The sequence below is a fragment of the Streptomyces violaceus genome (genome assembly GCF_036014075.1).
In the GTDB taxonomy this organism is placed as follows: Bacteria; Actinomycetota; Actinomycetes; order Streptomycetales; family Streptomycetaceae; genus Streptomyces; species Streptomyces violaceus.
The window spans coordinates 5019098-5037235 of record NZ_CP107911.1 but is presented as its reverse complement, the minus strand read 5'-3'; the positions used below and the strand labels follow the sequence as shown (position 1 = coordinate 5037235).

The following is an 18138-nucleotide window of genomic DNA, read 5'->3' as shown; positions in this document are numbered from 1 at the left end:
TGTGCTTGTCGCCGCACTAGTCGCTGTGCCGTGCCGACCGTGACCGCGGGTGAATCCGTGCCGTGCTTCACCCGCAGACTATCGAATGCCCATTCGAGGATGCTGTTCTCGCGGGCAACACCCCTCGTTCGAGTGACCATCCTCAGGGATTGATCGCCGCTGCCGAGGGGAGATCTTCAGCGGGAGGCGGACCGCTCGGGGAAACCGGTCCGAGGGGGATGACCCTGAGAGCTCGGGGCTCCGGGTCAGCACAGGGGAGGACAGGCCCCGGCGCCACAAGGCGCCGGGGCCCTCCACATCTCCACGGCACATCCTTCCGCCCCCTCCCCGGCCGGGCGACATCGCTGCCGGACCACGGCCAAGAGCCCTCAGGTCATATGCCTCACGCGACAGCGTCGCACGGGGAAGCGGACGAGCGCTGCCCTTCGACGGACTGAATCCTGGATACGACGGGATCCCGCCAACGCCACAGGCGCGGCGGCCCGTTCGGGCTCAGGGCTTCAGGGCTTGGCGACGAACACGTGGGAGGCGACCTCCGACTCCAGCTCGGCCGCCTCGCCGCCGCTGCCCACCAGCACACCGCCCGGCGACTCGGTCACGCTGACCACCGAGCCGGGCTGCACGCCCGCCCGCCGCAGCGTGTACATCAGCTGCGCGTCCGTCTGGATCGGCTCGCCGATCCGGCGCACCACGACCGTCTTGCCCTCGGCGCCCGGGCCCAGACTGGCCAGCGACACCATCCCCTCGTCCAGGAACGGGTCGGCGCCGTCCTTCTCGCCGAGCTCCTCCAGACCAGGGATCGGGTTGCCGTACGGCGACTCGGTCGGGTGCCGCAGCAGCTCCAGCACGCGGCGCTCCACGGCCTCGCTCATCACGTGCTCCCAGCGGCACGCCTCGGCGTGGACCTGCTCCCACTCCAGACCGATCACGTCGACGAGCAGACACTCGGCGAGCCGGTGCTTGCGCATCACGCGCGTGGCGAGACGGCGGCCCTCGTCGGTGAACTCCAGGTGCCGGTCGCTGGCGACGGACACCAGGCCGTCGCGCTCCATCCGTGCCACGGTCTGGCTGACGGTCGGCCCGCTCTGGTCCAGCCGCTCGGCGATACGGGCGCGCATGGGGACCACACCCTCTTCCTCCAGCTCGAGGATGGTGCGGAGATACATCTCCGTGGTGTCGATCAGTCCGGACATACGTGCCCCTCGAATGAGTTCTGCCGGAGGCTGGACTGCTCACCGGCGCGTGCGCTGGCCCTGCACCCAATTCTGCCGGATACCACCGACAACCGTGCCGCGGGAGGGAAAGCAGGGGATTACGCGGCCCGGCGGAAGGGTACGCACTTCCCCTTCGGGGACCCAGGAGCCCCTCGGAACACGCCGGACCCGGCCTTCACGACCGTATTGACACCGCACTGGTCCAGACCGCACCGTGATGCGCGACATGCGCCCACCGAGGCCATCCTGAAGGGACCCCGTATGAGCGACCGCGCGCCGGCCGGCCAGTTCCTCGACGCCGCGATCGACCTGCTGCGGCGGGTCCGCGACGAGGAGGCCGACAGCGTCACGGCGGCCGGCACGCTCCTCGCCGACACCGTCGAGAGCGGCGGCCGCCTCTTCGCCTTCGGCGCCGGCCACTCCTCCCTCGCCGCGCAGGACCTCGTCTACCGCGCCGGCGGTCTCGCCCTCATGAACCTGCTCGCCGTGCCGGGCGTCGTCGGCGTCGACGTCATGCCCGCACCGCTCGGCTCCGCCCTGGAACGCGTCGACGGCCTCGCGAGCGCCGTCCTGGACAGCTCCCCGCTCCGCGCCGGCGACGCCCTCCTGATCATCTCCCTGTCCGGGCGCAACGCCCTCCCCGTGGAAATGGCCACGCACGCCCGTGCCCTGGGCGTACGGGTCATCGGCGTGACCTCGGTCGCCTACGCCTCGGAGACCAAGTCCCGGCACGCCTCAGGGACGTATCTCAAGGACCATTGCGACCTCGTCCTCGACTCGAAGATCGCGGTCGGCGACGCCGAACTCACCCTCGACAACGTCCCGGCCCCCTTCGCCCCCGCCTCCACGGTCGTCACCTCGGCCCTCCTCCAGGCCGTCATGGCCACCACGGCCGCCACCCTCGCCGACCGCGGCCTCGAGCCCCCGCTCCTGCGCTCCGGGAACGTCGACGGCGGGCACGACTGGAACGGCCGCGTGATGGAGCGGTACCGGGACCGGATCTTCTACCGGCACTGACCGGATCTTCTACCGGCACTGACCGGATCTTCTCCCAGCACCAGGCGACGGGCCGGGTTCACCCCTGCTCGTCGGACAACCCCGCGAGATCCAGGGCCGCCGCGATCCGTACCGCCACGTCCTCCGCGTACATCGCGTCGGACCGCTCGAACGCGCTGCGCCCGGCCCCCCGCAGGAACGTCACCACACCCAGCGTCCGCCCCCGGCTGCGCAGCACCGCGCACAGCGCGTGCACCGCGTCCGGCGGCCACTGCCGGGTCTGCGCCCACAGCCGGGCCTCCTCGGGCGACGCGGCCCCCGCACTCGCCCGCAGCGCGCCGACCCGCTCCACACACTGCAGGGCCGGATGCCCCTCGGCATACCGCGCGGGCAGCCCCGCATGGCCGGAGAGCTTGCTCGGCCCCGGGGCACCGGACGGAGTCGCGGCGACCCGCACCAGCCGTACCGGCCCCTCGGTCTGCGCGTCGGTGAGCGCGCCGCCCGCCACCCGGTCGATCAGCGCGTGGTCGGCGAACCCGGCCAAGGCGAAGTCCAAGTGGACCGTCGCCGCCTCCGCCGGGTCCTCGCACTCGGCGGAGGCCCGCGAAGCCCGGTGCAGCTGCTGCGCACGGAACCGCAGCAGCGACGCCTCCTGCTCGCTCTGCCTGGCCTCCGTCACGTCCTGGAACAGCCACCCCACACCCAGCGGAACCGGCTCCTCCGCGAGCGGCGAGGCCAGCCGTACGAAGCCGCTGCGCCAGCACCGCCGCCGCTCCCCCTCCGGCATGCGCACGCCCACCCACACCTCGGCGGGCGCGGGCGGCGCGCCCTCCGCCAGCACATGCTGCAGCGCGCTCTCCAGCTCCTCCACGCCCTGCGACAGCAGATCCCCGAGCGGCCGGCCGAGCACGGACGTACGCCCCGTGCCCAGCGCCTTGGCCGCGTGCGCGTTCACCACGGCCGGCCGCAGATCGACATCCACGAGCACGACGCCCCAGCTGGCGTCCTCGAACAGCGCTTCGCTCAACGCGATCGACCGCTCCAGATCGATCTGCGTGTGCACCTCGCTGAAGGCGCAGTACACACCCGCCGGCTTCCCGTCAGGACCTCGTACGGCCGCCGACTGGGTCCGTACGAGCACCCGCCCGCCGTCCTTCGTCAGCAACGCGAACTCGTGCACCTGCCGGCCCGGGGCGTGCATCGCGGACAGCAGCCGGCTCTCGACCTCCTCGGCGTCCGCGCTGCGCACGGCCCATCCGGCCAGGCCCCGCCGCCCCACGGCCTCGTCCGCGCTCCACCCCAGAATCCGCTCGGCCTCACGGTTCCAGTGCGTCACGACACCGTCGGCGTCGAAGGCGCACAAGGCCGCGTCCATCCCGTCCAGCAACGCGGCAAGCAGATCCGAACCATCCGAACTGTCCCGCTCGGGCTCATCGGGCCCCAGCTCGTCGGTGGTCCCACTACGCCGGGAAGCACTCACCTGGACCCCCTGCAGGCTGCGTCCGCACGTACGGCACGTCGGTTCGCTACTTGCAATCATTCAACTGGAACGTGACCCAGCGCACACCGTGTTCCCGCAACATTGAAGGAATCGTTGTACGAGGGCATTCCCCACGTCGACGCCCGGCAGTCGCCCGGCACCACATCACCCGCTCCCCCGCCGCGCGTACACCTCGATCTCGATCTTCATACGAGGGTCCGCCAGCCCGCACACCAACATCGTCGCGGCCGGCCGCACCTCACCAAAACACTTCCTCAGGACAGGCCAGCACGGCTCGAAGTCCTCCCGCTCCGGCAGCAGATACCGCACCCGCACCACATCCGCGAACGAACACCCCGCCTCCTCCAGCGCGGCCCCGATGTTCCGCAGACACTGTTCGGCCTGCTCCACCACGTCCTCGGAGATCGTCATGTCCGTGTAGTCGAACCCGGTCGTCCCCGACACGTGCACCCAGTCCCCGTCGACCACGGCCCGCGCGTACCCGATCCGCTCCTCGAACACCGAACCGCTGAGAATCGCCCTTCGCTGCGTCATGGAGTCAAGGTCTCAAAAAAACGGTTGATCCGAGGCCGATCGGTTTCTTAGGGTTCCAGGTACACGAGAGAGGAGGTGGTTCGGCAGATGTATGAGAACCGGACGCGTGAGGTGGCTGCGGGCTAGCGGCCCGACACCACACACAGTGCGGTGCCGGACCAGCGCGTGAGCGAAGCGCGCAGCCGGCCCAATCTCCAGCAGTCACCCGACCCGCGAGCCGCCGGTACGTCCGGCCGGCCCTCCTCCGGAGGACCAGGCTCGCGGGTCGTCTGCGTTCGCGTCAGTGGACGATGTCCCCGTAGCCCTCGATCTCGCGGGGGTCGCGGGTGCCCGGGCCGACGTAGCGGGCCGAGGGGCGGACCAGGCGGCCCGTGCGCTTCTGTTCGAGGATGTGGGCGGACCAGCCGGCCGTGCGGGCGCAGGTGAACATCGACGTGAACATGTGCGCCGGGACCTCGGCGAAGTCCAGGACGATGGCCGCCCAAAACTCGACGTTCGTCGCGAGGACGCGGTCGGGGCGGCGGGCGTGGAGTTCCGCGAGGGCCGCCTTCTCCAGGGCCTCGGCGACCTCGAAGCGGGGGGCACCCAGTTCGCGGGCGGTGCGGCGCAGGACCCGTGCGCGGGGGTCCTCGGCGCGGTAGACGCGGTGGCCGAAGCCCATGAGTCGCTCGCCCTTGTCGAGCGCGTTCCTCACATAGGCCTCGGCGTCGCCCGTGCGTTCGATCTCCTCGATCATGCCGAGGACGCGGGAGGGGGCACCGCCGTGCAGCGGGCCGGACATGGCCCCCACGGCGCCGGAGAGGGCCGCCGCCACGTCCGCGCCCGTGGACGCGATCACGCGGGCCGTGAACGTGGACGCGTTCATGCCGTGCTCGGCCGCGCTCGTCCAGTACGCGTCCACGGCCGCCACGTGCTTGGGGTCCGGCTCGCCGCGCCAGCGGATCATGAAGCGTTCGACGACGGACTGGGCCTTGTCGATCTCGCGCTGCGGGACCATGGGCAGGCCCTGGCCCCGGGCCGACTGGGCGACGTAGGAGAGTGCCATGACGGCGGCGCGGGCCAGGTCGGCGCGGGCCTGCTCCTCGTCGATGTCGAGGAGCGGCTTGAGGCCCCAGACCGGGGCCAGCATGGCCAGGGCCGACTGGACGTCGACGCGGATGTCCCCGGAGTGGACGGGGATGGGGAACGGCTCGGCGGGCGGCAGGCCGGGATTGAAGGCGCCGTCGACGAGCAGGCCCCAGACGTTGCCGAAGGAGACATGCCCGACGAGGTCCTCGATGTCGACGCCCCGGTACCGGAGTGCGCCGCCCTCCTTATCCGGTTCGGCGATCTCCGTCTCGAACGCGACTACTCCCTCGAGCCCGGGTACGAAGTCGGACATCAGGCGGCTCCTCGTGATGTAAGTGACAGATGGTGTCTGGTGGGGTGAGACGTGTGAACCATGTGTCAGTCAGCCTTGCGAAGCGGGCGACCGTCCGGTGGATCCACGGTCGTTGCGGCGACTCGCGGTCCTGGCCGGTCTCCCCCTGTGATGCCCCGTGCGGCTGGCGGTCACCCAACCCGAACGGCATCAGAACGATATCCCCGAGTGCCACCGTTGGGGAGGGGTCACGGCACTCAGTGCCACTCAGTGACGAAGGACACCGTCCATACGGCAAGATGACCGGGTGACCGACCGCGACGCCGTCCCCTTCGATCTGGCCTCGATGCGCAAGCAGTACCGGGCCGAGGGGCTCTCCGAGACCGAGCTGGCCGCCACCCCCGTCGAGCAGTTCGCGCGCTGGTTCAAGCAGGCCGCGACGGACGGCGGGCTGTTCGAACCGAACGCCATGATCGTCTCCACGGCCGACGCCGAGGGGCGGACCAGCGCCCGTACCGTTCTGCTGAAGCACTTCGACGAGCAGGGCTTCGTCTTCTACACGAACTACGACTCCCGCAAGGCCCGCGACCTCGCGGAGAACCCGTACGTCTCGCTGCTGTTCCCCTGGCATCCGATGGCCCGGCAGGTCCTCGTCACCGGTGTCGCGCGGCGCACCGGCCGGGACGAGACGGCGGCGTACTTCCGGACCCGGCCGCACGGCTCACAGCTGGGCGCGTGGGCCAGCGCCCAGTCCTCTGTGATCTCCTCCCGTGCCGACATCGACGACGCGTACGCCGAACTGGCCGCCCGCTATCCGGAGGGCGAGCAGGTGCCCGTACCGCCGAACTGGGGAGGCTTCCGCGTGGCCCCGCAGACGGTGGAGTTCTGGCAGGGCCGCGAGAACCGGCTGCACGACCGGTTGCGCTACGTGGAGCAGCCGGACGGGAGCTGGCGGGTGGAGCGGCTCAGTCCTTGAGGAATCTCGGCGGTGTCACTGAAGGAGGCCCCCCTGATACGCCCCCTCAGCCCAGCGTCTCCTCCAGCAGGCCCGCCCACTGCGCCACCACCCGTTCCCGGCGGGGCGTGTCGTCGGTGAGGAGGTTGGCGAGGCCGAGGCCTCGGGCCATGTCGAGGAGGCCCTGGACGGTTTCGCGGACGCCGGGGGCGGATTCGTCGGCGGCGAGGAGGTCGACCGCTATGCGGTGGGTCTCGCGGCCTACGCGGGATTCGAGTTCGGTGACGCGGGGGCGGAGCTGGTCCTCGTTGGAGGCGGCGACCCAGAGGTGGAGGGCGGCGCGGAAGAGGGGGCCCGTGTAGAGGTCGACCAGGGCGGCGACGACCGCGTGGCGGTCTCCTGACGCGCCCTCGGGGAACAGGGCGCGCAGGGCCGTCGAGCGTTCCTCGGCGACGTACTCGACGGCCGCCGTGAAGAGGTCCTCGCGGGTCGGGAAGTGGTGCTGGGCGGCGCCGCGGGAGACGCCGGCGCGTTCGGCGACGACGGAGACGGTGGAGCCGGCCCAGCCGTGTTCGGCGAGGCAGGCCACGGCGGCTTCCAGGAGCCGCTGCCGGGTGGCCCGGCTGCGGTCCTGCTTGGGGACTCTCTCCGCACGGTCGACCGTGCTCACACCGCCCATGCCGCATCCCGTCGTTCGAGGAAGGCCGTCATCCCCTCGCGGGCCTGCGGGGAGGAGAACAGCCGGGCCGAGAGCGCGGTCAGGTCGGCCGCGTCCCGGTCGAAGGTTTCCAGCACCCTAGCCGTGAGCAGCCGTTTCGTCTCGGCCAGCGCGTCGGGGGCCGATTTGCGCAGGCCGTCCAGGATGGGGGCCAGGGTGGTGTCCACGTCTGCGCCGTGCGTGGTGAGCAGGCCCGTGCGGGTTGCCTCCGACGCGTCGAAACGCTCGCCCGTGAGGTAGTAGCGGGCCAGGGCGCGCGGGTCCGTGCGCGGGAGCAGTGGCAGGGAGATGACCGCGGGGGCGACGCCGATGCGGACCTCCGTGAAGGCGAAGGTGGCCTCGGTGGAGGCGGCGGCGATGTCGCACGCGGCCAGCAGGCCGAGTCCGCCCGCGCGGACGTGGCCGGTGACGCGGGCGACGACCGGCTTGGGCAGTTCGATGATCTGCCGCAGCAGGGCGACGAGTGCGTCCGGGGGTGGGGGGTCCTTGAGGTCGGCGCCGGCGCTGAAGGTGTTGCCGGTGTGGGTGAGGGCGATGGCGCGGACGCCGGTGTCCTTGCCGGCGTCCGTGAGCCCTTCGGCGAGTTCGCCGACCAGGGACGCCGACAGGGCGTTGCGGTTGTGCGGTGAGTCGAGGGTGAGGGTTTCGACCGCACGCGTGCGCGTGCGCGTCACGAGGCTCATGCGCGCTCCCTGAGCTGTCGGCGGAGGATCTTTCCGGAGGCCGCGCGGGGGACGCCGACGATGAAGGTGACGTGCCGGATCCGTTTGTAGGGGGAGACGCGTTCGGCGACGAACATCATGATCTCCGCTTCCGAGAGGTCGGTGGCGGCCGGCTGGCGGACCACGTACGCGTGCGGGACCTCGTTGCCGTCGTCGTTGTACATGCCGATGACGGCGGCGTCGGCGATGCCGGGGTGGGTGAGGAGGAGGGCCTCCAGTTCGGCCGGGGCCACCTGGAAGCCCTTGTACTTGATGAGTTCCTTGACGCGGTCGACGACGAAGAGCCAGCCTCCCCCACTCTCGGCTTCGCTCGAGCGGGAGGTGCCCCCACCGTCCACGTGGCCGACGTCTCCGGTGTGCAGCCAGCCGTCGGTGTCGATCATCGCGGCGGTGGCGTCGGGGCGGCCGAGGTAGCCCTTCATGACCTGGGGGCCGCGGATGAGGATCTCGCCGGACTCGCCGGCGGGGAGGTCCTTGCCGGGGTCGTCGAGGGAGACGATGCGCATCTCGGTGCCGGCGATGAGCTTGCCGACGGTTCCGGGCGGGGCGTCGCGCATCGCGTCGAGGGGGACGACGTGGGTGCCGGGCGACAGTTCCGTCATGCCGTAGGCCTGGCCGACGGGCGGCAGGCCGAGCCGCTCGGAGCAGGCGGCGGCGAGGCGGGCGTCCAGGGGTGCGGCGGCGCTGAGGATGTACTTCAGGGACGACAGGTCGTAGTGCGCGACGGCCGGGTGCTTGGCGAGGGCCAGGACGATCGGCGGGGCCACGTAGAGGCCGGTGATGCGGTGGTTCTGGATGGCCGCGAGGAACTGTTCCAGGTCGAAGCGGGGCAGGACGACGACGGTGGCGCCCTTCCTGAGGGGCGCGTTCATCAGGGCCGTGAGGCCGTAGATGTGGAAGAACGGCAGGACGGCGAGGATGCGGTCGCCGGGGCCGGCGGGTATCGCTCCGTCGAGCTGGGCGAGGTTGGTGGCGATCTGCCGGTGGGTGAGCAGCACGCCCTTGGGTGTGCCGGTGGTCCCTGAGGAGTACGGGAGGGCCGCCACGTCCTCGGCGGGGTCGATGTCGATCACCGGCTCGGGGGCGGCGGAGGCCAACATGTCGATCAGGGAGCGGTGGCCGGTGGCGCTGTCGCACACGAAGATCTCGCGTACGCCACCCGCGAGTTCGGCGGCCCGGCGGGCGATGTCGAGCAGCGGTGAGACGGTGACGATCCAGCGGGCCGCCGAGTCCGTCAGCTGCTTGGCGAACTCCTGGGCGGTGGCGAGCGGGTGCACGGTGGTGACGGTGGCACCCGCGCGTGTGGCGGCGTAGAAGGCGGTGGGGAAGGCGATGGTGTTGGGGCTGTGCAGGGCGAGGACGTCGCCCTTGCGCACCCCGGCCTCGGCGAGCCCGGCGGCGACGCGCCGGTGGAAGCGGTCCACCTGCTCGTAGGAGAGAGTGGTGCCGTCGGTGCCGTCGATCAGCGCCGGGATGCCGCCGAACTCCGCGGCCCGGGCCAGGACCGCGTCGTGGATGGGGAGCTCGACGGGCGGGACGTCTGCGTACTCGCTGCGGAACATGGTTCCTCCTCGCGCGCGGGCCGTCTCAGTACGACTTCAGTACGACTTGGGCAGGCCCAGAGTCTGGTGGGAGACGTAGTTGAGAATCATCTCCCGGCTCACCGGTGCGATACGAGCCACGCGCGCGGCCGTTATCAGCTGCGCCAAGCCGTACTCGCGGGTGAGGCCGTTGCCGCCGAGGGTGTGCACGGCTTGGTCCACGGCCTTCACGCAGGCCTCCCCGGCCGCGTACTTCGCCATGTTGGCGGCCTCTCCGGCGCCCGTGTCGTCGCCCGCGTCGTACAGGTGGGCGGCCTTCTGCATCATCAGGCGGGCGAGTTCGAGCTCGATGTGCGCCTGGGCGAGGGGGTGGGCGATGGCCTGGTGGGCGCCGATGGGGGTCTTCCAGACCTGTCGGTCGCGGGCGTACTCGACGGCTCGCGCGAGCGCGTAGCGGCCCATGCCGATCGCGAACGCGGCCGTCATGATGCGCTCGGGGTTGAGGCCGGCGAAGAGTTGCAGCAGGCCCGCGTCCTCGTCGCCGACGAGGGCGTCGGCGGGCAGCCGTACGTCGTCGAGGGTCAGCTCGAACTGCTTCTCGGCGGCGTTGAGTTCCATGTCGATGAGGCGGCGGCCGAACCCGGGTGTGTCGCGCGGCACGATGAACAGGCAGGGCTTGAGGCGGCCGGTGCGGGCGTCTTCGGTGCGGCCGACGATGAGGGTCGCGTCCGCGATGTCGACGCCGGAGATGAAGACCTTGCGGCCGGTGAGGATCCAGTCGCCGGTGTCCTGGTCGCGGCGGGCGGTGGTGGTGATGCGGTGGCTGTTGGAGCCGGCGTCGGGTTCGGTGATGCCGAAGGCCATGAGGCGGGAGCCGTCTGCCAAGGCGGGGAGCCAGTGCTGTTTTTGGGCGTCTGTGCCGAAGCGGGCGATCACTGTGCCGCAGATTGCTGGGGAGACGACCAGCATCAGGAGGGGGCAGCCTGCGGCGCCGAGTTCCTCGAGGACGAGGGAGAGTTCGGTTATGCCGCCGCCGCCTCCTCCGTATGCCTCGGGGAGGTTGACGCCCAGGTAGCCGAGTTTGCCGGCCTCGGACCAGAGTTGTGCGGGATCGGATCCCCGGCCGTGGCGTTTGCCCAGGGCTGATACGGCTTCTCGTAGTGCTTTGTGGTCTTCGGTGTCCATGGGAATCCTTTCGGGTGCGGGCCGCATGTGGCTGGTCGCGCAATTCCCCGCGCCCCTAAGGGGTCTCTGTCACCACTGCCAGTAGTGAGCCCGGCTCTACCTGTTGACCTGGTACTGCACGCAGCTCGCTCAGGGTTCCTGTGATCGGGGCTGTGATCTTGTGCTGCATCTTCATCGCCTCCAGCCACAGGAGAGGGTCTCCGGCCTTGACGGGGGTTCCCGCGGTGAGGCCGTCGGCTACCCGGACGACCGTGCCGGGCATGGGGGCCAGGAGGGAGCCCGGGGCGTGCTGGGCGGTCGGGTCGGGGAAGCGGGGCAGGGCCGTCAGGGTGGTGGTGTTGACGTGGAGCTGGTCGCCGTAGCGGGACACCTCGAACTTGCGCTGTACGCCGTCGACTTCCAGAAGTACGAGGTGCTCTTCGGCGTGCACCACCCGCACCCCGTCCGCCTCCAGGTCCGTGCGGGTGTGCCGGTAGTGGACCTCGTGTTCCTCCCCCGCCATCGCGTAGCGCTTGGTCTGCGGCTGTGAAGGGACGTTGCGCCAGCCGCCGAAGCGGGAGCGGGGGCCGGTGCGGGCGTCGGCGAGGGCCGCGGCCAGGGGGGCGTGCGGGTCGGCGGCGGAGGCGGTCAGTTCCGGCAGGTGGCGGTCATAGAAGCCGGTGTCCGCGCGGGCCGCGGTGAACTCGCGGTGGCGCAGGGAGCCGACCAGGAGGTCGCGGTTGGTGACGGGGCCGTGGATCACGGCCCGTTCCAGGGCGGAGGCAAGCTTGCGGACCGCCTCCGCGCGGGTGGGGGCGTACGCCACGACCTTGGCGAGCATGGGGTCGTAGTGGACGCCGATGTCGTCGCCGTCGGTGTAGCCGGTGTCCAGGCGGACGCCTTGCGGTACGGACAGTCGGTGCAGGCGGCCGGTCTGCGGGGTCCAGTCGCGGGACGGGTCCTCGGCGTACAGGCGGGCCTCGACGGCGTGGCCACGCGCGCGTGGCGGGTCGTTGTCGAGGGGGTGGCCTTCTGCGACGCGGATCTGCTCCCCGACCAGGTCGAGGCCGAACACCGCCTCCGTCACGGGGTGTTCGACTTGGAGGCGGGTGTTCATCTCCAGGAAGTGCGCCCTGCCGTCGGCCACGAGGAACTCGACCGTGCCGGCGCCCACGTAGTCGACGGCTCGGGCGGCCCGTACGGCGAGGGTGCTCAGCTCCTGTTGGAGTTCCTCGGACAGTCCGGGTGCCGGGGCCTCCTCGACGACCTTCTGGTGGCGGCGCTGGAGGGAGCAGTCGCGGGTGCCGAGCGGGCGGATCGTGCCGTGGGTGTCGGCGAGGATCTGGACCTCGACGTGGCGGCCGTTCTCCACGTACGGCTCGACGAAGACCTCGCCGTCGCCGAAGGCACTCGCGGCTTCGGCGCGTGCGGAGGCCAGTTCGGCGTCCAGGTCCGCGAGTCGTCGTACGACGCGCATGCCGCGTCCGCCGCCGCCCGCCGCCGCCTTCACGAGCACGGGCAGGTCGGCTTCGGTGACGTGGGTGAGGGGCTGGATGCCCATGAGCTGCTTGGCGCGGGTCTTGGACGCCATCGCCTCGATGGCCTCGGGGGGCGGGCCGATCCAGAGCAGGCCCGCGTCCTGGACGGCCCGGGCGAAGTCGGCGTTCTCGGAGAGGAAGCCGTATCCGGGGTGCACGGCGTCCGCGCCGGCGGCGACGGCGGCCTTCACGATGAGGTCGCCGCGCAGATAGGTGTCGGCGGGTGCCTCCCCCGGAAGTCGTACGCTCGCGTCGGCCACGCGCGCGTGGAGGGCGCCCTCGTCCGCGTCCGAGTGGACGGCGATGGTGCGGATGCCCAGCTCGCGGCAGGTACGGAAGACACGGCAGGCGATCTCGCCCCGGTTGGCGACCAGCACAGAAGTGATCACGGAAAAGTCCCTCACGGCATCGGTCACTGGTTCCCTCACATCCGGAAGACGCCGAAGCCGCCGCGCGCACCCTCGTAGGGGGCGGTGTGCAGGGCGGACAGGCACAGGCCGAGGACGGTGCGGGTGTCGCGCGGGTCGATGACGCCGTCGTCGTACAGCCGCCCGGACAGGAACATCGGCAGCGACTCGGACTCGATCTGCTGCTCCACCATGGCGCGCAGCGCCGCGTCCGCCTCCTCGTCGTAGGGCTGTCCCTTCGCCGCCGCCGACTGCCGGGCGACGATGGAGAGCACGCCCGCGAGCTGCTGCGGGCCCATGACGGCCGACTTGGCGCTGGGCCAGGCGAAGAGGAAGCGGGGGTCGTAGGCCCGTCCGCACATGCCGTAGTGGCCGGCGCCGTAGGAGGCGCCCAGCAGCACCGACAGATGCGGGACCTTCGAGTTGCTGACGGCGTTGATCATCATCGCGCCGTGCTTGATGATGCCGCCCTGTTCGTACTCCTTGCCGACCATGTAGCCGGTGGTGTTGTGCAGGAAGAGCAGCGGGATGTCGCGCTGGTTGGCGAGCTGGATGAACTGGGCGGCCTTCTGGGACTCCTCGCTGAACAGCACGCCCTGGGCGTTCGCCAGGATGCCGACCGGATAGCCGTGCAGGGTGGCCCAGCCGGTGGTCAGGCTCGTCCCGTAGAGCGGCTTGAACTCGTCGAAGTCGGAGGCGTCGACGATGCGGGCGATGACCTCGCGCGGGTCGAAGGGGCTCTTCAGGTCGCTCGGGACGATGCCGAGGAGTTCGTCGGCGGCGTACTTGGGCGGCTCGGCGGGGCCCGGATCGTCGTACGCCTTGCGGTGGTTGAGGCGGGCGACCACGCGCCGCGCCTGCCGGAGGGCGTCGGGCTCGTCGACGGCGAAGTAGTCGGCGAGGCCGGACACGCGCGCGTGCATCTCGGCGCCGCCCAGGGACTCGTCGTCGCTCTCCTCCCCCGTGGCCATCTTCACCAGCGGCGGGCCGCCGAGGAACACCTTCGCCCGCTCCTTGACCATGATCACGTGGTCGGACATGCCGGGGATGTAGGCGCCACCGGCGGTGGAGTTGCCGAAGACGACCGCGAGGGTCGGGATCCCGGCGGCGGACAGCCGCGTCAGGTCCCGGAAGATGGCGCCCCCGGGGATGAAGATCTCCTTCTGGGACGGCAGATCGGCTCCGCCGGACTCCACCAGGCTGATGCAGGGCAGCCGGTTGGCGAGCGCGATGTCGTTCGCGCGCAGGGCCTTCTTCAGCGACCAGGGGTTGCTCGCTCCCCCGCGCACGGTCGGGTCGTTGGCGGTGATCAGGCACTCCACTCCCTCGACGACACCGATGCCGGTGACGAGGGAGGCGCCGACGGTGTAGTCGCTGCCCCAGGCGGCCAGCGGGGACAGCTCCAGGAACGGGGTGTCCGGGTCGAGGAGCAGCTCGATGCGCTCGCGGGCGAGGAGTTTGCCGCGTTCGCGGTGCCGCGCCACGTACTTCTCGCCGCCGCCCGCGAGGGCCTTGGCGTGCTCGGCGGTCAGCTCGTCCAGCTTGGCGAGCATCGCCTCGCGGTTGTCGCGGTAGTCGGGGTTCTTGGGGTCGAGCGCGGAGGTCAGGACGGTCACAGGAGGGCCTCCGGTATGTCCAGGTGGCGGGAGCGCAGCCATTCGCCGAGGGCCTTGGCCTGCGGGTCGAAGCGGTGCTGAGCGGCGACGCCCGCGCCGAGGATGCCCTCGACGACGAAGTTGAGGGCGCGGAGCCGAGGCAGGAGGTGCCGGGTGACGTTCAGCCCGTGGCTCTCGGGGATCAGCTGCCGGAATCGTTCGGTCGTCAGCTCGTGTGCGAGCCACCGCCAGGCGTCGTCCGTGCGGGCCCACACACCGACGTTGGCGTTGCCGCCCTTGTCACCGCTGCGGGCGCCCGCGACGAGGCCGAGGGGGGCGTGCCGGGTGGGCCCGGGGGCCGGCGGCTCCGGCAGGGGCGGCTCGGGTACGTCGTCGAGTACGGCGGTGTCGTGGGCCGGTGGCACGGGAATCCGGCGCCCGTCATGGAGGACCGCCACATGGTCGACTCCACCGTGGGGGACGTACACATCCTCGAAGACCCCATACGGCGAGCCCTTCCCCGGTGGTGCCAGCACATGGAAGCCGGGGTAACTGGCGAGCGCCAGCTCCACGGCCGCCCCGCTCAGCGCCCGCCCGACGGTCTCCTGGTCCGGGTCCCGTACGACGAGCCGCAGCAGCGCACTCGCCGTCTCCTCGGTGCTCGCGTCGGGCCGGTCGGTGCGGGCCAGCTCCCAGCGCACGTCGGCGGCCTTGACCAGGGCGGGTTCCAACTGCTCCCGCACCAGCGCGGCCTTGGCCTCGATGTCGAGGCCGGTGAGCACGAAGACGACCTCGTTGCGGAAGCCGCCGAGCTTGTTGAGCCCGACCTTGAGGGTGGGCGGGGGCGCCTCTCCGCGCACGCCGTCGATCCGCACCCGGTCGGGTCCGTCCTGGCCGAGCCGTACGGTGTCCAGCCGGGTGGTGACATCGGGCCCGGCGTACCGGGCGCCTGCCGTCTCGTACAGCAGCTGGGCGGTGACGGTGCCGACGTCGACGAAACCGCCGGTGCCGGGGTGCTTGGTGATGACGCAGCTGCCGTCCTCGTGCAGCTCGGCGAGCGGGAAGCCGGGGCGGCGGACGTCGCCGTCCCGGAAGAAGGCGTAGTTGCCGCCGGTGGCCTGCGCCCCGCACTCCAGGACGTGCCCGGCGACGACGGCCCCCGCGAGCCGGTCGTAGTCCGTTTCCCTCCACCCGAAGTGGGCGGCGGCGGGCCCGGTGACGAGGGCCGCGTCCGTCACCCGCCCGGTGACGACGATGTCCGCGCCCTCCCGCAGACACGCCGCTATGCCGAATCCGCCCAGGTAGGCGTGGGCGGCGAGGCTGCCGGGGTGGAGGGCGGTGAGGTCGTCGCCCTCGACGTGGGCGACGCGTACGGGGATGCCGAGCCGGTCGGCCAAGTGCCGTACGGCGTCGGCGAGTCCGGCCGGGTTGAGCCCGCCGGCGTTGGTGACGATCCGGACGCCCCGCTCGTGGGCGATCCCCAGGCAGTCCTCCAACTGCCGCAGGAACGTGCGGGCGTATCCGGCGGCCGGGTCCTTCAGCCGGTCGCGCCCCAGGATCAGCATCGTCAGCTCGGCGAGGTAGTCACCGGTGAGGACGTCCAGTTCGCCACCGGTGAGCATCTCGCGCAGGGCGTCGAAGCGGTCGCCGTAGAAGCCGGAGGCGTTGCCGATGCGCAGGGTCACCCGGCTTCCCCCTTCGGTTTCGGCGTACGGCCGCTGCCCGGCGGTCCGGCGAAGGCCTGGGCGAGGTCCAGCCAGTGGTCGGCGTCGGGTCCTTCGGCGCGCAGGGCGAGGTCGGTGCGGTGGGCGCGCTGGGTGACCAGGAGGCAGAAGTCGAGGGCGGGGCCGGTGACGCGTTGCGGGGCGTCCTCGGGGCCGTACGCCCACACATCGCCGGACGGTGCGCGGAGTTCGACGCGGAAGGGGTCGGCCGGCGGGGTCAGCCCGTGTGCGCCGTAGGCGAAGTCCCGGGTCCGCGCCCCGAGCCAGGCCACATGCCGCAGCCGGTCGGTGGGTGGGCGCACCACACCCAGGGCGTCGGCCACGTCCTGTCCATGGGCCCAGGTCTCCATGAGCCGGGCCGTCGCCATGGAGGCGGCCGACATGGGTGGGCCGTACCAGGGGAAGCGCGCCTTGGGCGGGGCGGCCCGCAGCGCCCTCTCCAGCGCCGTACGGCCCTCACGCCAGCGTGCGAGCAGTTCGGCGGGCGGGAGTCCGGCGTCCTCCTCGGCTCCCTCGTCGACGAAGGTGCCCGGTGCCGCGAGGGCCTTCTCGACCAGGGCCCGGAAGCCGTCGGCGTCCGTGACGGCGAGCAGGGCCGAGCGGTCGGTCCAGGCGAGGTGGGCGATCTGGTGGGCGACGGTCCAGCCGGGGGCGGGGGTGTCGAGCGCCCAGCGCGGCGTGCTCAACCCGGCCACGAGGCGGTCGAGTTCCTCGCTCTCCTCGCGCAGGTCGTCGATCACGGACGTCGGATCGGACACGGGCGCTCCCTGGGGCACGGCGGTGTGCGGGGTGGTGCGGCGTGCTGAGGAGCATGGCAGCGGGGGCAGAAACAATCAAGCGTGCTTGCATGAAAACAGGGGGGAGTGTCTGGATGCGTGCACCGGTCGGTCTATCCGGTGATGTCGAGCGCCGTCCCGTACAGCCGGTCCACCTTCAGCCGGACCACCACCCGGTGTTCGGCGACCAGCTCCTCCAGGAACGCGTCCTCGTCCTCCGGCTTCGCGGCCTGCGGGATCATCCCGAGCAGCTCCCGCCCGACCGCGTCACCGGGAACCGTCGTGACCTCGGAGACCTCCGCCTCGCCCTCCGCGACGGCGAACGACCACACGTCACCGCCCTGCACATGCAACGCCGCACGCGGGTCGCGTCTCAGATGCTTGACCTTGACGCGCTCGGCCGTCGTCGAGAACCGCACGATACGAGCCTCGGGGTCCCAGCTGTAGACCATCGTGGTCAGGTGGGGCCGACCATCGCGCTTGACACTGGCGAGCGTGCCGAACTGCTGCTTGCCGAGGAGGTCGGAGAGGGCTTCGTCGGACAGGGGGCGGGGGCCGGGGCGTTGAGTCATGGACGGGTCAACTGCGGTGTCGGCTTGGATATTTCATGGCGGGCGCCAATAGGCTCACCCCGCATGGGAGTTGGGGTGGACGTGGAGAACGAGCTGGTTGCCGTCCCGGCCGGGGCGGTGACGCTGTCCGACCGGCGGACTCAGCGCAGCTGGACGACCGAGGTCGCGCCCTTTCGGATGTCGGCGTTCCCGGTGACTCAGGAGTGGTACGCCCAGGTCACCGGTGAGTGGCCGAGTGCCGCTCGTGGCGAGCGGCTGCCGGTCGAGGGTGTGTCGTGGTGGGACGCGGTCCGCTTCTGCAACGGCCTGTCCCGTGGTGAGGGGCTGACGCCCGTGTATCGGCTGGGCGGCGAGGACGAGGCCGTCGACTGGGACGCCTCCGCCGACGGGTACCGGCTGCCGACCGAGGCCGAGTGGGAGTACGCCTGCCGTGCCGGCAGTGCCGGGCCGCGCTATGCCCGGCTCGACGAGGTCGCCTGGTACCGGGGGAACTCGGACGAGCGGGTCCACACCGTGGGCGGCAAGCAGGCCAACGCATGGGGCCTGTACGACATGCTGGGCAACGTCTGGGACTGGTGCTGGGACCTCTACGACGCCGAGGTCTACGACACGTACCGGGTGCTGCGGGGCGGCGGCTGGTCCGACGAGCACTGGAGCTGCCGGGCCTCGGTGCGGCGCCGCAGCCATCCGACGTTCCGGATCGATGACGTGGGGTTCCGCGTCGCGCGCTCAGGGGTGTCGTGACGAGTACGGCGCCGAGCAGTGGTTCGGTGTACGGTTCTCGGTCACGCCGTCTGGTTGAGGTGGTGCCACGACCGGAG

The 18138-nt window shown here is 71.4% G+C and carries 16 protein-coding genes; 3 read left to right on the top strand and 13 right to left on the bottom strand.

What is annotated here, in order from left to right:
• Nucleotides 1–500: 500 nt before the first annotated feature.
• Nucleotides 501–1193: a metal-dependent transcriptional regulator gene (locus OG542_RS22805; protein WP_193479796.1), complete on the bottom strand. Its 693-nt coding sequence runs from the start codon at nucleotides 1191–1193 to the stop codon at nucleotides 501–503.
• 282 nt (nucleotides 1194–1475) lie between these two features.
• Here OG542_RS22805 and OG542_RS22800 point away from each other — a divergent pair, with 282 nt between their 5' ends.
• On the top strand, nucleotides 1476–2231 hold the full coding sequence (locus OG542_RS22800; RefSeq protein WP_328413421.1) for an SIS domain-containing protein: 756 nt from the start codon (nucleotides 1476–1478) through the stop codon (nucleotides 2229–2231).
• A 58-nt stretch (nucleotides 2232–2289) separates the two neighbouring features.
• Here OG542_RS22800 and OG542_RS22795 read toward each other — a convergent pair whose 3' ends face one another.
• From OG542_RS22795 to OG542_RS22785, 3 genes are all read right to left on the bottom strand, one after another.
• A complete protein-coding gene (locus OG542_RS22795; RefSeq protein WP_328413419.1) occupies nucleotides 2290–3750 on the bottom strand; it encodes a PAS domain-containing protein in 1461 nt (486 codons plus the stop codon).
• A 105-nt stretch (nucleotides 3751–3855) separates the two neighbouring features.
• Nucleotides 3856–4245, bottom strand: coding sequence for a RidA family protein (locus tag OG542_RS22790; protein WP_184597832.1), 390 nt, complete (start codon nucleotides 4243–4245; stop codon nucleotides 3856–3858).
• Nucleotides 4246–4525: 280 nt separating this feature from the next.
• On the bottom strand, nucleotides 4526–5626 hold the full coding sequence (locus OG542_RS22785) for a citrate synthase 2 (RefSeq protein WP_328413417.1): 1101 nt from the start codon (nucleotides 5624–5626) through the stop codon (nucleotides 4526–4528).
• Nucleotides 5627–5912: 286 nt separating this feature from the next.
• Between OG542_RS22785 and pdxH the strand changes: the two genes are divergently transcribed.
• Nucleotides 5913–6581 carry a pyridoxamine 5'-phosphate oxidase gene (gene pdxH / locus OG542_RS22780; protein WP_193479792.1) on the top strand — a complete coding sequence of 223 codons (669 nt, stop codon included), beginning with the start codon at nucleotides 5913–5915 and terminating at the stop codon, nucleotides 6579–6581.
• A gap of 46 nt (nucleotides 6582–6627) precedes the next feature.
• Here the strand turns inward: pdxH and OG542_RS22775 are convergent, their stop codons facing one another.
• The 9 genes from OG542_RS22775 to OG542_RS22735 form a co-directional block, all read right to left on the bottom strand.
• Nucleotides 6628–7239, bottom strand: coding sequence for a TetR/AcrR family transcriptional regulator (locus OG542_RS22775; protein WP_328413415.1), 612 nt, complete (start codon nucleotides 7237–7239; stop codon nucleotides 6628–6630).
• On the bottom strand, nucleotides 7227–7961 hold the full coding sequence (locus tag OG542_RS22770) for an enoyl-CoA hydratase family protein (protein ID WP_328413413.1): 735 nt from the start codon (nucleotides 7959–7961) through the stop codon (nucleotides 7227–7229). Before OG542_RS22770 ends, OG542_RS22775 begins: the two co-directional genes overlap by 13 nt.
• Nucleotides 7958–9562, bottom strand: coding sequence for a 4-coumarate--CoA ligase family protein (locus OG542_RS22765; RefSeq protein WP_328413411.1), 1605 nt, complete (start codon nucleotides 9560–9562; stop codon nucleotides 7958–7960). The genes OG542_RS22770 and OG542_RS22765 overlap by 4 nt, the downstream gene beginning before the upstream one ends.
• A gap of 36 nt (nucleotides 9563–9598) precedes the next feature.
• On the bottom strand, nucleotides 9599–10726 hold the full coding sequence (locus tag OG542_RS22760; RefSeq protein ID WP_328413409.1) for an acyl-CoA dehydrogenase family protein: 1128 nt from the start codon (nucleotides 10724–10726) through the stop codon (nucleotides 9599–9601).
• Nucleotides 10727–10781: 55 nt separating this feature from the next.
• Nucleotides 10782–12632, bottom strand: a complete 1851-nt coding sequence (locus tag OG542_RS22755) for an acetyl/propionyl/methylcrotonyl-CoA carboxylase subunit alpha (RefSeq protein WP_328413407.1) — start codon at nucleotides 12630–12632, stop codon at nucleotides 10782–10784.
• Between the two features lie 35 nt (nucleotides 12633–12667).
• The gene (locus OG542_RS22750; protein WP_328413405.1) at nucleotides 12668–14266 is read right to left on the bottom strand and encodes an acyl-CoA carboxylase subunit beta; all 1599 of its coding nucleotides are present in this window, start codon (nucleotides 14264–14266) and stop codon (nucleotides 12668–12670) included.
• On the bottom strand, nucleotides 14263–15930 hold the full coding sequence (locus OG542_RS22745) for an acyclic terpene utilization AtuA family protein (RefSeq protein WP_328413403.1): 1668 nt from the start codon (nucleotides 15928–15930) through the stop codon (nucleotides 14263–14265). The genes OG542_RS22750 and OG542_RS22745 overlap by 4 nt, the downstream gene beginning before the upstream one ends.
• On the bottom strand, nucleotides 15927–16727 hold the full coding sequence (locus OG542_RS22740; RefSeq protein WP_328413401.1) for a TIGR03084 family metal-binding protein: 801 nt from the start codon (nucleotides 16725–16727) through the stop codon (nucleotides 15927–15929). Before OG542_RS22740 ends, OG542_RS22745 begins: the two co-directional genes overlap by 4 nt.
• 131 nt (nucleotides 16728–16858) lie before the next feature.
• Entirely contained in the window at nucleotides 16859–17317 is a 459-nt protein-coding gene (locus OG542_RS22735; RefSeq protein ID WP_328413399.1) for a PPOX class F420-dependent oxidoreductase, read from the bottom strand.
• Nucleotides 17318–17380: 63 nt separating this feature from the next.
• Here OG542_RS22735 and OG542_RS22730 point away from each other — a divergent pair, with 63 nt between their 5' ends.
• Nucleotides 17381–18061, top strand: coding sequence for a formylglycine-generating enzyme family protein (locus OG542_RS22730; RefSeq protein WP_328413397.1), 681 nt, complete (start codon nucleotides 17381–17383; stop codon nucleotides 18059–18061).
• Nucleotides 18062–18138 lie beyond the last annotated feature (77 nt).

What these genes read in the sequence shown, in the direction of transcription:
- OG542_RS22805 (WP_193479796.1), bottom strand. Translation starts at nt 1,193, where the DNA reads ATGTCCGGACTGATCGACACCACGGAGATGTATCTCCGCACCATCCTC.
- OG542_RS22800 (WP_328413421.1), top strand. Translation starts at nt 1,476, where the DNA reads ATGAGCGACCGCGCGCCGGCCGGCCAGTTCCTCGACGCCGCGATCGAC.
- OG542_RS22795 (WP_328413419.1), bottom strand. Translation starts at nt 3,750, where the DNA reads ATGATTGCAAGTAGCGAACCGACGTGCCGTACGTGCGGACGCAGCCTG.
- OG542_RS22790 (WP_184597832.1), bottom strand. Translation starts at nt 4,245, where the DNA reads ATGACGCAGCGAAGGGCGATTCTCAGCGGTTCGGTGTTCGAGGAGCGG.
- OG542_RS22785 (WP_328413417.1), bottom strand. Translation starts at nt 5,626, where the DNA reads ATGTCCGACTTCGTACCCGGGCTCGAGGGAGTAGTCGCGTTCGAGACG.
- OG542_RS22775 (WP_328413415.1), bottom strand. Translation starts at nt 7,239, where the DNA reads ATGGGCGGTGTGAGCACGGTCGACCGTGCGGAGAGAGTCCCCAAGCAG.
- OG542_RS22770 (WP_328413413.1), bottom strand. Translation starts at nt 7,961, where the DNA reads ATGAGCCTCGTGACGCGCACGCGCACGCGTGCGGTCGAAACCCTCACC.
- OG542_RS22765 (WP_328413411.1), bottom strand. Translation starts at nt 9,562, where the DNA reads ATGTTCCGCAGCGAGTACGCAGACGTCCCGCCCGTCGAGCTCCCCATC.
- OG542_RS22760 (WP_328413409.1), bottom strand. Translation starts at nt 10,726, where the DNA reads ATGGACACCGAAGACCACAAAGCACTACGAGAAGCCGTATCAGCCCTG.
- OG542_RS22735 (WP_328413399.1), bottom strand. Translation starts at nt 17,317, where the DNA reads ATGACTCAACGCCCCGGCCCCCGCCCCCTGTCCGACGAAGCCCTCTCC.
- OG542_RS22730 (WP_328413397.1), top strand. Translation starts at nt 17,381, where the DNA reads ATGGGAGTTGGGGTGGACGTGGAGAACGAGCTGGTTGCCGTCCCGGCC.